This window comes from Phocaeicola abscessus CCUG 55929 (assembly GCF_000312445.1).
Taxonomy (GTDB): domain Bacteria; phylum Bacteroidota; class Bacteroidia; order Bacteroidales; family Bacteroidaceae; genus Phocaeicola; species Phocaeicola abscessus.
In genome coordinates this window covers 988629-1004446 of the sequence record NZ_HE997182.1, presented here as the reverse complement: position 1 = coordinate 1004446, position 15818 = coordinate 988629, and the positions used below count along the sequence as shown (strand labels likewise).

General features: G+C 48.9%; 13 protein-coding genes. 10 read left to right on the top strand and 3 right to left on the bottom strand.

Annotated features, from left to right (window positions below; all coding sequences use genetic code 11):
- Both BN102_RS04005 and BN102_RS04000 read right to left on the bottom strand, forming a co-directional pair.
- On the bottom strand, positions 1-362 hold a 362-nt coding region (locus tag BN102_RS04005), incomplete at its 3' end, for an OmpA family protein (RefSeq protein ID WP_483466384.1).
- 285 nt (positions 363-647) lie between these two features.
- A complete protein-coding gene (locus tag BN102_RS04000) occupies positions 648-1652 on the bottom strand; it encodes a tyrosine-type recombinase/integrase (RefSeq protein WP_019207802.1) in 1005 nt (334 codons plus the stop codon).
- 608 nt (positions 1653-2260) lie between these two features.
- On the opposite strand from BN102_RS04000, the gene BN102_RS11220 reads away from it, so the two are divergent.
- The 10 genes from BN102_RS11220 to mutL all read left to right on the top strand — a co-directional run bounded on the left by BN102_RS11220 (position 2261) and on the right by mutL (position 14162).
- Positions 2261-2383, top strand: coding sequence for a hypothetical protein (locus tag BN102_RS11220; RefSeq protein ID WP_019207800.1), 123 nt, complete (start codon positions 2261-2263; stop codon positions 2381-2383).
- A gap of 32 nt (positions 2384-2415) precedes the next feature.
- The gene (locus BN102_RS10515; RefSeq protein WP_019207799.1) at positions 2416-4512 is read left to right on the top strand and encodes a leucine-rich repeat domain-containing protein; all 2097 of its coding nucleotides are present in this window, start codon (positions 2416-2418) and stop codon (positions 4510-4512) included.
- Between the two features lie 178 nt (positions 4513-4690).
- Entirely contained in the window at positions 4691-5008 is a 318-nt protein-coding gene (bamE, locus tag BN102_RS03985) for an outer membrane protein assembly factor BamE domain-containing protein (RefSeq protein WP_083867184.1), read from the top strand.
- A gap of 193 nt (positions 5009-5201) precedes the next feature.
- A complete protein-coding gene (gene guaB / locus BN102_RS03980; protein ID WP_021312135.1) occupies positions 5202-6680 on the top strand; it encodes an IMP dehydrogenase in 1479 nt (492 codons plus the stop codon).
- A gap of 7 nt (positions 6681-6687) precedes the next feature.
- Positions 6688-8043, top strand: a complete 1356-nt coding sequence (locus BN102_RS03975) for a peptidylprolyl isomerase (protein ID WP_019207796.1) — start codon at positions 6688-6690, stop codon at positions 8041-8043.
- A 66-nt stretch (positions 8044-8109) separates the two neighbouring features.
- On the top strand, positions 8110-8985 hold the full coding sequence (locus BN102_RS03970) for a peptidylprolyl isomerase (protein ID WP_019207795.1): 876 nt from the start codon (positions 8110-8112) through the stop codon (positions 8983-8985).
- A complete protein-coding gene (locus BN102_RS03965; protein ID WP_019207794.1) occupies positions 8978-10342 on the top strand; it encodes a peptidylprolyl isomerase in 1365 nt (454 codons plus the stop codon). Before BN102_RS03970 ends, BN102_RS03965 begins: the two co-directional genes overlap by 8 nt.
- Positions 10339-12012, top strand: a complete 1674-nt coding sequence (locus tag BN102_RS03960) for an OstA-like protein (protein ID WP_083867182.1) — start codon at positions 10339-10341, stop codon at positions 12010-12012. The genes BN102_RS03965 and BN102_RS03960 overlap by 4 nt, the downstream gene beginning before the upstream one ends.
- Positions 12013-12014: 2 nt before the next feature.
- Positions 12015-12311, top strand: coding sequence for a hypothetical protein (locus tag BN102_RS03955; RefSeq protein ID WP_019207792.1), 297 nt, complete (start codon positions 12015-12017; stop codon positions 12309-12311).
- Positions 12312-12323: 12 nt separating this feature from the next.
- The gene (gene mutL, locus BN102_RS03950; RefSeq protein ID WP_019207791.1) at positions 12324-14162 is read left to right on the top strand and encodes a DNA mismatch repair endonuclease MutL; all 1839 of its coding nucleotides are present in this window, start codon (positions 12324-12326) and stop codon (positions 14160-14162) included.
- Positions 14163-14387: 225 nt separating this feature from the next.
- Here mutL and BN102_RS03945 read toward each other — a convergent pair whose 3' ends face one another.
- Positions 14388-15809: a DUF4270 domain-containing protein gene (locus BN102_RS03945; protein WP_019207790.1), complete on the bottom strand. Its 1422-nt coding sequence runs from the start codon at positions 15807-15809 to the stop codon at positions 14388-14390.
- Positions 15810-15818 lie beyond the last annotated feature (9 nt).

Genomic DNA, 15818 nt, shown 5'->3' with positions numbered 1-15818 from the left:
CCTTTGGGCACGGTGGAGAGCCAGCCGAACTCGTGGGGGAAATAGTCGGAGACCAGTCTGCGTATGGCCTCAGCGCGCCGTTCGGAGAGGCGTTGGTTCAGTTCGGTACTCCCCTCGGGAGAGGCACCGGCGGTCACCCTCAGGCCGCGGATGCGACGAACAGGGTCCTGCAGGAGGGTTCTGAAACGATCCGTGAAGGCGCGGATGCGCACGCCGTTATCACGAAAATAGGGGTCCAGGCGAGCATCGCCTAAACGAAAATACACGCGAACGGAGTCCGTGCCCCGGCGCGTGTCGACTTCCTGACCACGAGCATGACCGAGACAGGCCAGAAAGAGCAGAAACGCTAAAAGTCGTTTCATGAGAAAGGAGGATGCATTATACATGATTCCATAGGCTTGGCAGATGCACACCTCTTGGTAAGAGGTGTACCGGACAAGATACTGGAAAACAGGATGTTCGAAGGGAATATACAAAAAAGACAAGGTACTCGCAGGACAGGAGGAAGGGATACCGTAAAAGCGGAAGAGAACAGGCCCCCGAACATCAAAATGCAATTATTTTTAAGAAATAATACATTTTTTTGTCCAAAGACTTGCACAGGTAAAATAAAAGCATTAATCTTGCGGAAAATTTAGCGCAGATACCTACCTCTTACCAAGAGGTGTGCACGAAAGTGCGTATAAGAGTTTACGGTTGGCCTTAGCCAACCGTTTGTCGTCTATCTCGCTAATATAAATCAGGGTGGTCTTGGTATCGGTATGTCCCAAGGCCTTGGAGATGACGGGCAAGTCGATGTTCTTCTTATAAGCGATGCTGGCCCACGAGTGTCGAGGCACGTAGGAGGTCAACTTTCCCCTGATTCCCGCTTTTATCGCCAACCTTTTCAACGAACGATTGTAGCGGTTCAGCATGGAGGAGTAGGAAATCGGCCGCGACCGATCGCCTACCGTTGCATACCATACCGGAAAGAGATAGTCCGAGTCATCCGTCTGATACTTGGCAAGGATGTCAAGCATGCATTTTTCTAATTTCACCCTGACCTGCTTGCCTGTCTTCTGCCGACAGTAAGTCAGTACCCCCTCCTTGATCTGAGAGCGCTTCAGACGTGCCATGTCTGCAAAGGGCATTCCCATGGCATAGAAGGAGAAGAGAAACAGATCTCGGACCAACTCCGGCCACGAGCCTTCGGTCCTCTGCGCTTTTTCGGGAAACTTTATCGCCTGCAGCTTGCGGACTTCCTCCAACCCGATGCTTCGCTTCACCGTCTTATCATTGCCCGTAAACGACAGCCTGAACGGTTCCTTGCGGAGCGTTCGCTTCGCTACCTTATTATAAATAGCCCTCAACGAGCGCATATAGCACGACGAGGTGTTGGGACATATCCCCTGCTCGTGCAGCCACCGCTCGTATTCCCGAATGGTGTCCACATTGAGTACCGACAGCGGCGCATCTTTGCCGCCATTGAATCGAATGAACGATCGTACCGCCGTTTTGTAATTATCCGCCGTGGATGAGCTGACGCCCTTTGCCGCCACCTTGACCAAATCGGAAATCATGAAGATGTGGCTTTCCTCTTTCCTCGTTTTCTGCTCTGTGCTTTTCTTCCTGGCACCGTCCGCTCGTTTGAAATAAGATAGAATGTTGAACATTTGTATTTGTATTTTATGAGTTTTGCAGACAAAAATACGGATTATAGACAAAGGAGGCATGGCGGAGAAACCGCAGAAGGCTTCGTTTCTCACCTTATCGTATATAAGACTCATGAGTCAAAACAGAAACGACTGCCAAACGAAACTTCGCCTTTCATCTTTTAGATAAAACGGGTACGGCGAGGTCAGAGATACACCCCGTACCGAATCGGAACACAAACCGAATCGCGAAAGGTTTCGATGAAAAAATAGTTTCCTTTGGCTGGTATTCTAATAAAAAATGTTTATCTTTGCCGCACGAAACAGAAAGAAAGGATCACGCATGTGCAAATCAGTACCTATACAATATACGGCAGGCGGCGGCAACGAACCGTCCGTTCGCGCCTTTTCAATTCCTTTCTGCGCAAAAAGCAAAGAGGATTTTTCTCGAAAAGCGCGAGCATGGAACTCGTCGTGCGGACGACTGATGGGCAGAACGGGGGTTCGTTCCCGTCGAGCCACCCGGCAGCATTGAAACGTCAGTTCTGCCCCCATCAAAACAACTCGTCAGTCGCTATAAACCGTATCCCATTATAAAATTATTCACAAACTGTTAAATATAAAAGCTTATGAACAAAAGAAAGTACCTATCGCCTCAGTGCGAAGAGATTGAATTGGAACTGCAAGGTATGGTGGCAGCCAGCGGAACGGCTGTATTACCCGGCGTAGAGGACGGGGGCAGCGCTTATTAACACATGATCCATAACTTTAAACACAGCATTTTATGAAGAAAGAAATAAAACAAATAGGCTCGGCGATGACCCTTTTGGCCGTATTGGCTGCCGGTTGTACCGAAGACATGAATGTCCCTGAGGCAGAAGTGCCGACAGGGAAGAACAAGATAACCATCACGGTGCTCCCTCCCAGCGCGGCGACCACGCGCGTGATTTACGACGACTCGCAAGCGGGCATATCCGGCGGCAAAGCACTGTCGTGGGAGGAAGGTGATGAACTGCTTCTGACCGGTTTCGACGCCGGTAACAATTACTTGGGAAATACTCGATTTACCTACAAGGGGGCGGATAATAAGTTCGAAGGCGAACTCGTGCCGGGAGCCGTGAAGTACGGCGTGCATCATCCCAGCAACATGACATTGGACAACAACGGTATTCCAACCTATCCGGAGTCGGCGCAAACGCAGACAGCCGACGACAATGCGGAGCACCTGCGCAAGTTTATCATCCTGCACGGTGAAACGTCCGATATAGGAAGAACGCCCGTCGCCTTGGAGATGGCGAGCAGTATCCTGAAGTTCCGGCTGACGAACGTTCCCGCCGAAGTGGGCACCTTGCAGAAATTAGTCTGGACGGTACAGGCAGGTAGTACGGATTACTCAAGCGCGGCGTTGGCGTTTCTCTCCGGTGCAGTGACCTTCTCCGACTCGAAGCGAGACTTGACGGCCTACTTGAGTTTCTATCCGGGAGAATTCGGGGTGTTACCGGGCGGTACGTTCAGCGTCGTGCTGATGGGCGATAAAACGTACAAGGCCGAGACGAGCATCGCCGGAGGGAAGAGCTACAATCGGGGCAAACGGTATACCGCCGCCATCGACGGTACCCCCGCCACAATGGAGTGGACGAAAATGCTGTCCGCCCCCTTCCGTTTCGGCATCCGAACCAACACGTCCAACGAGGTGTACACAATCGGTTTCCTGGCTGTCGAATCTTGTCCGGCCGCACTGACAGTCGATTGGGGGGATGGTACCGCTGCTACGTTGATTCCTGCCGGAACGTCGACGAATTCAGAATTGTTCAAGCATACCTATGCCGCAGCCGGTATCCATACCATCGTCGTTGTTTCGGAAGAGAGCACCCCCACCCAATTACAGCTGCCAAGACTCAAATTCACCTCCGATACCAAACTCGTGTCGGTAGAAACTCCCTTTCTGAATATGGGCGCTACAAATTTCAACAACTATTTCTCCGGTTGCACATCGTTGCAGTCTATCCCCGACAAACTGTTCGAAAACAATACGAAGGCAACGGATTTCAACCGTTGCTTCTCCGGTTGCAGATCGTTGCAGTCCATCCCCGACAAACTGTTCGAAAGCAATACGAAAGCGACGTCTTTTGCCAACTGTTTCGCTAATTGTAGCTCACTATCGGCCATCCCTGCCATATTGTTCGCTCAGAACACGGTGGCAAAGGATTTCCTGAATTGCTTTATCGGTTGCACGTCGCTGACGACCATCCCCGCCGGGTTGTTCGAAAAAAATACGGAAGCGACACGCTTCGTCCACTGTTTCTCCGGTTGCACATCGTTGCAGTCCATCCCCGACAAACTGTTCGAAAACAATACGAAGGCGACGGATTTCAACAATTGTTTCTACGGTTGCAAGTCGCTGACGTCCATCCCCGCCAGACTGTTCGAAACCAACACGAAGGCGACGAAATTCAACGGTTGCTTCAATGGTTGCTCGTCGTTGCAAACCATTCCTGCCGGACTGTTCGACCATAATACGGAAGTAATGGATTTCAGCAACTGCTTCACCTCCTGTCAGGCACTGACTACAGCTCCCGACAATTTGTTCGCTTATAACACGAAAGCGACGAATTTCACCGGTTGCTTCTATTTCTGCAGAAAACTGAAACTGAACGACGGAATCTTCTGCAGTCCCGAAAACCTCGCATGTTTTAAAGACAGGACGATGAACTTCAAGAGTTGTTTCTACGGAGTGGGAAGTGCGCTCTCCGAGAGTGAGCGCGGCACCGCACCCCGTTTATGGGAGTACGATAAAGGCACTGCTACGTGGACTATTCAATCCTGTTTTACAAATGCCAAGGTAACCAACGGCAACGACATTCCTGCAGCGTGGAAATAACCGATGCATGCGCTCGACGAGCATGAAGTTGGGAAGTCAAAGTCGGGGAGGAACGATTGTCGGCTGGGGGATCGTTTCGACAAATAGGGAAACACCTATTCACAAGTAGGAATAATCCCTGCGGAGTATCTTTTCCCCCGACTAACTTCGGCATACTAAAGATCTAATAAACAAGGATATGAGAAAGTTAATCGGTTTATGGACAATTGGTCTGTGCATGGCCCTTAGCAGTTGCGGGACACTGACAGGCAACAATATGTTGTTCAAAGTGAAGAGAGGTATGACGGAAAGACAGGTGAAGGAAATTCTCGGGAGTCCCGATTTTCGCCGATTCCACGGCGATATGGAACAGTGGGAATATCAGAAAATCCCTTGGATCGGCTATGGGAAGATCATCTTGGTGGATTTCGAGGACGGCAGAGTGGTAAACTTCGATTCATTCCCCGAGCCGCACATCGACAAACCGACAGTCAACGTCAAAGTAGATAATAATTAGGTTCCTTCGAAACTTGCCGAGCGATTGGAAGAAAGTTTAGAATCTTTTGAAGGAAAGCTTAGAATCTTTTAGAGGAAAGCTTAGAATCTTTTGGAGGAAAGTGATAAATCTTTCTCAAAAAAGAAAGAGGGGATTCGATAACCGAGAAAAATTACGTAACTTTGCAAGCCATAAATTCAAAAACAGGAGCCCTATGTCATCATTTATTGCAGATAAAATTGTTATGGACGGATTGACATTCGACGACGTCTTGCTGGTTCCGGCCTACTCGGACGTATTACCGCGGATGGTCGATTTGTCGACTCGATTTTCACGTCACATCGATTTAAACATTCCGTTTGTTACGGCAGCCATGGACACGGTGACTGAGTCGCAGATGGCGATCGCCATCGCTCGCGAGGGAGGTATCGGCGTCATTCACAAGAACATGCCTGTTGAGGAGCAAGCTCGCCAAGTAGCCATTGTAAAACGCGCGGAGAACGGCATGATTTACGATCCGATCACCATTCGTCGCGGCTCGACGGTGAAGGATGCGCTCGAACTGATGCGCGATTATCACATCGGCGGTATTCCAGTGGTAGATGAGGAGAATCACTTGGTCGGCATCGTGACGAATCGCGATTTGCGCTTCGAACTCCGTCTGGACAAGAAGATCGACGAGGTGATGACGAAGGATAAGCTGGTGACGACTTACCAACAGACCGATCTGACCGCCGCTGCACAGATTCTTCAGGAGAACAAGATCGAAAAACTGCCGGTTGTCGACAAGGAAAACCATCTGGTCGGTCTGATCACCTACAAGGATATTACCAAGGCGAAAGACAAGCCCATGGCCTGCAAAGACGACAAAGGCCGTCTGCGCGTAGCCGCTGGCGTAGGCGTAACCGTCGATACGTTACAGCGTATGCAGGACCTGGTCGATGCGGGAGCCGACGCCATCGTGATCGATACCGCTCACGGGCATTCGGAAGCCGTGATTGAAAAGCTTCGCGAAGCAAAGGCTTCGTTTCCCGGCCTCGATATCGTGGTGGGCAATGTAGCTACCGGCGCCGCCGCTAAATTGCTGGTCGAAAACGGAGCGGATGCCGTGAAAGTAGGCATCGGGCCGGGATCTATCTGTACGACCCGCATCGTGGCGGGAGTGGGTGTACCCCAGCTGAGCGCCGTTTACGATGTGTCCTGCGCACTGAAAGAGACGGGGGTCCCGTTGATCGCCGACGGCGGTCTGCGCTATTCGGGCGATGTGGTGAAAGCCTTGGCTGCCGGAGGCTACAGCGTTATGATCGGATCGCTGGTCGCCGGCACGGAAGAGAGTCCGGGCGAAACGATTATCTTCAACGGCCGGAAATTCAAGAGCTATCGGGGGATGGGCAGCTTGGAGGCGATGGAGAACGGTTCGAAAGATCGTTATTTCCAAGCGGGAACCGAGGATGCAAAGAAATTGGTTCCGGAAGGCATTGCCGGTCGGGTACCGTTCAAAGGCACGCTTCAGGAAGTTATTTATCAGTTGGTGGGCGGTCTTCGCTCCGGTATGGGATATTGCGGCGCCCATCGTATCACTGAGTTGCACGATGCGAAGTTTACGCGCATCACGAACGCCGGTGTCATGGAGAGCCATCCGCATGATATTACGATTACCAGTGAGGCGCCTAATTACAGTCGCCCCGAATAGGAACAGGATGCCGCAAAGATTAGTCGGCCTGGTAGGACTTCTCCTCGTGCTTGTCTATGAAGTGCAAGCACAGGGAGAAGTTGTCTTTTCTATCGACGATCGACCGGTAGACCGCACCGAGTTCGCTTATCAACAGGCAAAGTCGAACCTATCGGAAAAAGCATTCCGAAGCGCTTATATCGATTACAAGCTGAAGGTCCGCGAAGCGGAATCGCAAGGTTTGGATACTACTGCGACATTCAAAGCTCAGTATTCGTTTTACAGCCATCGGTTGCTGAAACTATTGCTGGTAGACGAACGAAAACTCATGGAGGAAGAACGACGCATCATGAGCCGAATACAACGGCGGATGAAGTCGACGGAGTGGGTGAAAGCGGCGCATGTAAGCATCGATCTACCGCAACAGGCGGATCGTAGCTTGGAGAATCGGGCAAAGAAGTGGATGGATTCCGTGTATACGACGTTGCGGGAGGGTGCGGATTTCAATCTCTTGGTGGAGCAATATGCCGAAGAGGGAGGCGTTCATCCCGCCGGATTTTGCGTAAGGGCTGAAGAACTTCCGTGGCTGCCCATCGACAAGTATCTGAAAGAGTGGACCGAGAGATGGATTTACTTAGAAAAGGATAAAATGTCGGAACCTTTTTTCTCTCCGAAAGGCATTCATATCGTAAAGTGGTCGGATAAGAGCTCCACCGTCTCGTTCGAATTGTTAAAACCCTCTGTCGACGAGTATATAGAACGTTTGGGCGATGCGAATCCCGCCGTAGATAAGGAGAGCGTAACCTTATGGCGGCAAGGAAACTTGGAACTGCTGGAACGGAAATATCCTACGCTGAAGCTCCGTTTGCGGGAATTGTACGACGGATTATTGGTCACGGCTCTCGATAGGCGGTATACCGGCGATATGATTCTCGAAGACGCTTCCCTGGAGCGTTATTTCGTTCAACATAGGGAAAGGTATAAACGGGAGCCTCGTTACAGGGGGGCGATTATTCGCAGTAAAAGGAAGAAAGTGGGCAAATCCATCAAGAAACGTTTGAAGAAACTGCCCATGGAGAATTGGCAGGACGCATTCGATCAGATCGTAACCGATAGAGGGCGATCGTGGGCTACGATGGAACTGGGAATTTTTGAATTCGGGAAGAATGCGGCGGTAGACAAGCTGATTTTCAAATGCGGCGATTATCGACCCGACCCTTCCATGCCGTATACCGTTGTCGTCGGTAAGAAGATGAAGAGAGACATAGACGATTATCGGGAAGTAAAAGCACAACTGATCCGGGATTTTCAATCGGATTATGAAGAACGACTCTTCAAGCAGTTGAGAGAAAAATATCGAGTGAAAATAAATGGATACGATTAAAAACCGTTAATAATAACGGAAGTATCCGATTTTAGCGTATCTTCGTAAATCGATAGAGGAAATAGGATGAAAAGAACGGTTGGAATAACGTTACTGTTTGCCCTATTGGTCGGATGTGGCAAAGGAACCGACCATAGGGGAAGAACACCGTTGGCGGAAGCCGAGGGGCAATTTCTGTATCTCGAGGATTTGCGGAAAGTCATGCCGGTCGACCTGTCGAAAGAGGATAGCCTTTTATTTTCGGCACATTACATAAGAGAGTGGATAGAAGAGACGCTGCTGTTCAAAAAGGCCGAAGGGAATATCCCCGATAATGCGAAGATCGATCGCTTGGTGGAGAATTATCGCCGCTCCCTGATGGTGTATGCCTATCAGGAAGAGTTGATTCAGCAGAAACTGGCAAATACGATTAGCGATAAGGAAATAGCGGACTATTATCGCGATCATAAGAATTTATTCAGATTAGAACAGCCGCTCTTGAAAGGGTTATTTGTCAAAGTGCCGTTAAATGCGCCGAAGATAGCTGATATCCGGCGATGGTACCAGCAAAAAACACAGGACGCGATGGATCATATAGAAAAATACAGTGTAGGCAATGCTACCGCATACGATTATTTTTACGATCAGTGGAAACCAGTAGAGGAACTGATAGCTAAAATACCGTTAAGCGCATTGAGGGAAGACGCGCACTACCTGGATAATCATCGCAATATCGAGGTGCAAGATACGTCGTTTTACTATTTCCTGCATGTAGAAGAGCTATTGAAGAAAGATGACATAGAACCTTTGGATTTTGCGAGGGATGACATCAAGAATCTGTTGATCCATTCGAAGCAGATCGATTTTATGCGTGACATGAAAGCGGAATTGTATGATCAGGCTTCGAAAAGAAATGCTATAAAGTATTATTATTTAGATACCAAAGAATCGTTGTATGAATAAGAAGTGTGTATTGTTGTGGATATTGGGGGCGCCTCTATTTGCTTACGGACAGGATAATGTTGTGGACGAAGTGGTTTGGGTAGTGGGCGACGAAGCGATTCTCAAATCGGATGTGGAGAACGAGAGATTGAATGCCCAGTATGAAGGCCGAAAGATCGAAGGAGATCCCTACTGCGTAATCCCTGAGATGTTGGCTGTCCGGAAATTGTATCTTCATCAGGCGGAATTGGACAGTATCGAAGTATCGGAACAGGAGATTCTCAACATGGTGGAACGAAAGACGAACTGGTTGATCGATCAGATCGGCTCGAAAGAAAAGATGGAGGAATATTATAACAAGACCTCCACGCAAATCAGAGAAATGCTTCGAGAAAACGAACGGGAAGACCAGACCGTGCAGAAAATGCAGCAACAAATTGTAGGCGATATAAAAATTGTGCCGGCCGAGGTGCGCAGGTATTTCAAAGGACTTCCCGCTGATAGTATCCCCTATATACCTACGCAGGTGGAAGTACAAATAATAACCCTTGAACCGAAAATCCCTCAAACGGAGATAGAACGCGTAAAAAAGACGTTGCGCGACTATACGCAAAAGGTAACCACGGGAGAAATGCCGTTCTCGGTCTTGGCCCGTCTGTATTCCGAAGACAAGGTCTCGGCACGTCATGGAGGAGAATTGGGCTTTATGAGCAAAGGGCAGCTGGTGCCGGAATATGCGAACGTGGCCTTTAATCTGCAAGATCCCAATAAAGTATCGAAGATTGTGGAATCCGAATTCGGTTTCCATATCATCCAGTTGATCGAAAAACGCGGCGACCGTATCAATACACGTCATATCTTGTTAAAACCGAAAGTGGAGGAAAAAGAATTGGAAACATCTTTACTCAAATTGGATTCTATCGCTAAGGAAATCCGGAACGAAAAGTTCACGTTCGACGAAGCCGCTTTCTATATCTCCCAAGATAAGGATACGAGAAACAATCACGGTTTAATGGCGAACCCGAACACGGGCACGGCACGTTTCGAGATGGACCAATTGGCACAGATATCGCAGGAAACGGCCAAAGTGATTGATAAGATGCATGTCGGTGAAATTTCGGAACCTTTCATTATGACCAACAGCAAAGGGAAGGAAGTCTGCGCCATCGTAAAATTGAAAGGGCGCATCGACGGACATAAGGCCACGATGACGGAAGATTATCAGCGCTTGAAAGAAATCGTGATGAAGAAGCGTAGCGACGAAATCTTGGAGAAGTGGATAAAGAACAAGCAAAAGAAAACATACATTCGAATTAACGAGAAATGGCGCAAATGCGAGTTTAGATACCCAGGCTGGATTAAGACCGAGAAAAGTTGATCGTGAAGACGGAAGCATATAGGGCATACGACGGGCATAGGCTACTACTTATCAGTTTCCTATGTCTGTGTGGGCTGTGTCTGCTGGCCCAAGGGAATCCCACCCAACCTGCCAAACAAACGAAACAGGCGAAAAGCAAAGTCTATTTGTTGCATGCGGATACCCTGAGAAAAAGTTTGGAAAATCCCGATCCGGACGCCCAAATCCTGATAGGGAACGTCGCATTCCGTCACGATAGCATTTATATGTTTTGCGACAGCGCCTGCTTTTATGAGAAATCCAACTCGTTGGAGGCTTACTACAATGTGAAAATGGAACAGGGAGATACGCTATTCCTTTACGGCGATTATCTGTTTTACAACGGGAATACCCAGATCGCTCAAGTGCGCAATCACGTCAAGATGGAAAACCGGAATACAACACTCCTGACAGATAGTTTGAATTACGATAGAATAGAAAACGTAGGTTATTATTTCGACGGCGGTATACTGATAGACGAAGAGAATGTGCTGACATCCGACTGGGGAGAATACGACCCCTCGACGAAGGTAGCCGTATTCAACTATAATGTAAAGTTGGAGAACCCGAAATTCACGCTTACCTCCGATACCTTACGCTATCATACGGTTACTAAAATAGCACGCATCGTAGGCCCTACCCACATCGTCAGCGACGAGAACCACATCTATTCGGAACGAGGAACTTACCAGACGGTTTCCGGTCAGGCGGAATTGCTGGATCGGTCTGTAGTGACCAACGAAGGAAAGCAGATGACGGGCGACAGCCTGTTTTATGACCGGGAGAAAGGTTACGGCGAAGCTTTCGATAATATCGTCTATACGGATACCGTCAGCAAAAACAGACTGACCGGCAATTACAGTTATTATAACGATTCGACCAAGTATGCTTTCGTGACCGACCATGCACTTCTGATCGATTATTCTCAAGGCGACAGCTTGTTTCTGCACGCAGATACGTTACAGATGTTCACGTATTATTTAAATACGGACTCGATGTACCGCGAAGCGCGAGCTTATTTTAAAGTCCGCTTTTTCCGCAACGACATTCAGGGCGTCTGCGATTCGTTGGTATTCTCTTCGAAAGACAGCTGTCTGACCATGTACACAGAGCCCGTACTATGGCATGCGAAGCAGCAACTCCTGGGAGAAGTGATTAAAATCTATATGAACGACAGCACGATCGACTGGGCGAATATCCACAACCAAGCCTTGTCGGTGGAGGAGTTGGATTCGACGAAATATAATCAGGTAACCGGCAAAGACATCAACGCTTATTTCGAAGAAGGCGAGATGCGACAGGTGGATGTGATCGGTTCCGTCAGGCTCGTCTATTATTATCAGGACAAAGACAGTACGTATTTAGGCATGAATGTCTCGGAGACGAGTACCCTGAACCTGTATTTGGAAGACCGCCAGATGAAAAAGATCAAGATGTATCCTAAACCTACGGGAACATTCTATCCCATGTTGATGATACCGGAGGGAAAATTGAAATTGGATAATTTCGCCTGGTACGATTATCTTCGTCCCAAAAATAAAAGAGACATTATGGTATGGCGTTATAGGTTGGCAGGGCAAGGACTGAAGAAATCAGTCAGAACCGCAGCTCCTTTGCCGAATCGCAATTTGTTTAACGATAAAAAGAAATAGCTATGGGATTCTTTCACATGGAAAAGCCTCGCCCGTTCCATCATGAATATATCTATTATAACGAACGGAAAGAGAAGCTGAAAAAGATAGAAGAGCGTGCCAAACGAGAGTTGGGGATGCTCCCGCCAAAGAAATTCAATCCGGAAGATATCCGCGGGAAATTCGTAGAAGGGACGAAATATCTGAAGCGACGCAAGGAAAGCGGTCGGAAGCCCCTCGCGTACGGAACGTTGCTGGTGGCGATTGCGATCTTGCTCTATATCCTGCGTTACCTCGTTACCGGCGAACTGACTTTTTAAAGGAGAGAGAATATGAGCGATATCATCCGTGTGCTTCCGGATGCGGTGGCCAATCAAATTGCTGCGGGAGAGGTGATCCAGCGCCCGGCTTCCGTAATCAAAGAGTTGATGGAGAACGCCGTCGATGCGGGAGCCGAACATATCGACGTCATCGTGACCGATGCGGGTAAAACGGTCATTCAGGTGATAGACGACGGAAAAGGCATGTCCGACACCGATGCCCGATTGGCATTCGAGCGACATGCAACGTCCAAGATCCGAGAAGCGGCCGACCTGTTCGCCTTGCATACGATGGGATTCCGCGGGGAAGCATTGGCCTCCATCGCAGCAGTAGCACAGGTCGAGCTCCGTTCCTGCAGGAAAGGCGAAGAGTTGGGCACACGTATTTTAATCTCGGGATCGAGGTTGGAGAGCCAGGAGGCGGAAGCCTGTCCCAAAGGCAGCCACTTTATCGTAAAGAATCTTTTCTTCAACGTACCGGCCCGACGCAAGTTCTTGAAATCCAATCATACGGAGCTGAACAATATCTGCATGGAGTTCGAGCGGATCGTATTGGTGAACCCGGCGATTTCGTTCACCCTGCGCCACAACAATATGGAATTGTTCAACCTCCCCGCAGGGCAGCTGCGCCAACGCATTATCGGCGTATTCGGGAAAAAGATGGAACAATATCTGCTGACGATCGAGGTAAAAACATCGATGGTGAAATTGTCCGGCTATGTCGGGCGTCCCGAATCGTCGAAGAAAAAAGGAGCGCGACAGTATTTCTTCGTCAACGGCCGTTACATGCGCCATCCTTATTTCCACAAAGCGGTGATGGAGGCGTATGAAAGATTGATTCCCGCCGACGAGGGCATTCCGTACTTTATCTATTTCGAGGTAGATCCCGCCCGCATCGACGTGAATATTCATCCTACCAAGACCGAGATCAAATTTGAAAATGAGGCAGCCGTCTGGCAAATCCTCTCGGCGGTAGTCAAGGAGACATTGGGTAAATTCAACGAAGTGCCTTCTATCGACTTCGACACGGAGGGCATGCCCCATATCCCCGCCTATCAGCCTGAGGTGCTGACCGGCCTGCAACCTCCCCGAATTGCCGTCGACCCTGGCTATAATCCCTTCAAGACGAACGAGGAATCCCGCCGAAAGCCGACCGACCGGTGGGAAGCGTTCTATAAAGGACTGGAAGGTGATTCGAATCACTTGCCGGAAACGCCGACGAGTCCTCAGCCGGAGGCGGGAGACCTGTACGCGAATACGGATCAAGCGGTTGCGCCCGGGATAGAGATGGCCCCCTCGCATTACCAGTATAAAGGCCGTTTTATCTTAACCTCTGTGAAGTCCGGACTGATGATCGTCGATCAGCAACGGGCGCACGTCCGCATTCTTTATGAGCAATATCTCCGACAGATAAAAGAACGGAGAGGAACCTCGCAAGGGTTGCTGTTCCCCGAAATAGTGCAAATTCCGATGGCCGACATCCCGGTATTGACGGCCATCCTGCCCGATTTGGAAAAGCTGGGGTTCGAACTCTCCAATCTGGGAAGCGGAAGTTACTCGATGAACGGTATCCCCACTAACCTCGAAGGGTTGAACCCCGTAACGTTATTACAACACATGGTCGAGACCGCCAAGGAAAAAAGCGAACGGGTGGAGGAAGAGATCCAAAGCACCTTGGCGTTGACCCTGGCAAAAGCGGTGGCTATCGTTCCCGGGCAAATACTGAGCAATGAAGAGATGGAAAACCTGTTGGAGAGACTTCTCTCCTTGTCCACGCCCACCTACACGCCAGACGGCAAGACAATCCTCCATGTGCTCAAGGACGACGAGTTCCATAAATACTTCAGATAACATCTCCAAAAGTCGCCCCCGTAACAGACTGAGTAGGAATGGAGAGAGTGAAAAACCGAAGTGGCTGTGCAGGAATAATTTATTCTTCCGCCGAGCATGTTCCGAAGTCCAGGGATAATGGCTGCCGGCATTTCAAATCGTTTTCAAATCGCAAAGCAATATATGCGAGCGGCTGTGCCGAAACGTTCATTTCGACACAGCCGCATCATCTTGATTTTTAAGTGCTCAAAAAGTCGTATATAAGACTTGCATGCTCAATTTATTAGTCCCTCCCACCAAACGGACGCTCTCCAAATCCAAATTGTTTTGTACCTGAATAATCGCACTCTCGGAAGAGTTTCTGTAATAGGATGAATAGTAGTACCCAGAATAATTATCATTCCTTTTCTCGCGTGTTACGGAGATCGGTATCAGCACCACCTTATTCCAATCCGGATTCTTCTCCAACCAGTTCGGATCATTCTTCTCGCCCGCTCTCTTCTCATTGATACAGCGCTGGACAAGTTGCGCAATGTTATTGAACGCATACGTATTGGTAGTTTTATTGAATGCCGAGACAAAGGAAGTAATACCGTTGTAAAGACTGTTCTCCTCAAAGAATTTATAGGTTTGTGATTTGCGAAGCAACAACAAGTACGGTGGAGTTTCCATTCGATATTTCTTGGTACTCTTATCGTTATAACGGGTAAAAGAAAGGACGGCGGCATTCAGGGAATCGCGCTGATGGGATTCGTATATCTCCTGAATGGGCAACGTTACCTCCGTCATAATGCCGGCCGGAGATTTGACGTAGGTGCACGAGCGATCTTCCACCAATTCTTTTAATTTATCAGAATTCTGGAAACGGTTGGAGTGGATGACTTCCTTCGTCGCCGCAAAGGATTTGGAACTGTAAACCACCGAATCTTTCTTCCCTGAACTGCTCTTGATCAACCCTTCGAACTGAATAGTCAGATAGAGGTCATCAATATAGAGAATCACGCCGTCGCCATGCGTACAATGTACGTAAACGCCTTTCAATACGTTCTTTATGAACGCATCCGAATCCTTGAAGTTCTTCTTATCCTCCACATATTTATTATAAATGTACTGTCCCAACGAAAGCGGCAATTTCACGGACTGGTAATACGTCTTGCTTCGGATCGTATCGACCGACAGGCCGGTAGCCGCGTAAGCTTTCTGCCCGATGGGCTTTGCCTGCACGTCGTAATAATCTTCAGGCTTGATGCTGGTATAGTATGTACGGCGATCGCCTTCAGGAATGACCTTATTCAGGGTATCTACCTGCAGGCGCATGCTTGCTGTCGAGTCGCCGAAAAATGTCTTGTATACGAACGTCAATTTCGCCGCCGTAATCTTAGAGAGTTCTTCCGGAAATTCAAAATCATCCGTACAATTGAATTGGGCGATGAAATCAGCGGTGAACTCACCGAAGTCCGAATCGGTATAACGTCCTAAATAAGAAGTATTCGACCGGGCAAAGACGGAATCGGCCAGGATGGAGCGAGTCGTTACTTCGAACGAACTCATCCCCGAAGGAATCGAGTCGTTGCCATGAATCGTCGTCTTACCAAAATCCGGCGTGGAGTCGTTGCACCCATACCAACCGATTGCCGCTAACAAGGCGCATAGAAATTTAGTCTTCATTGGTCTGTT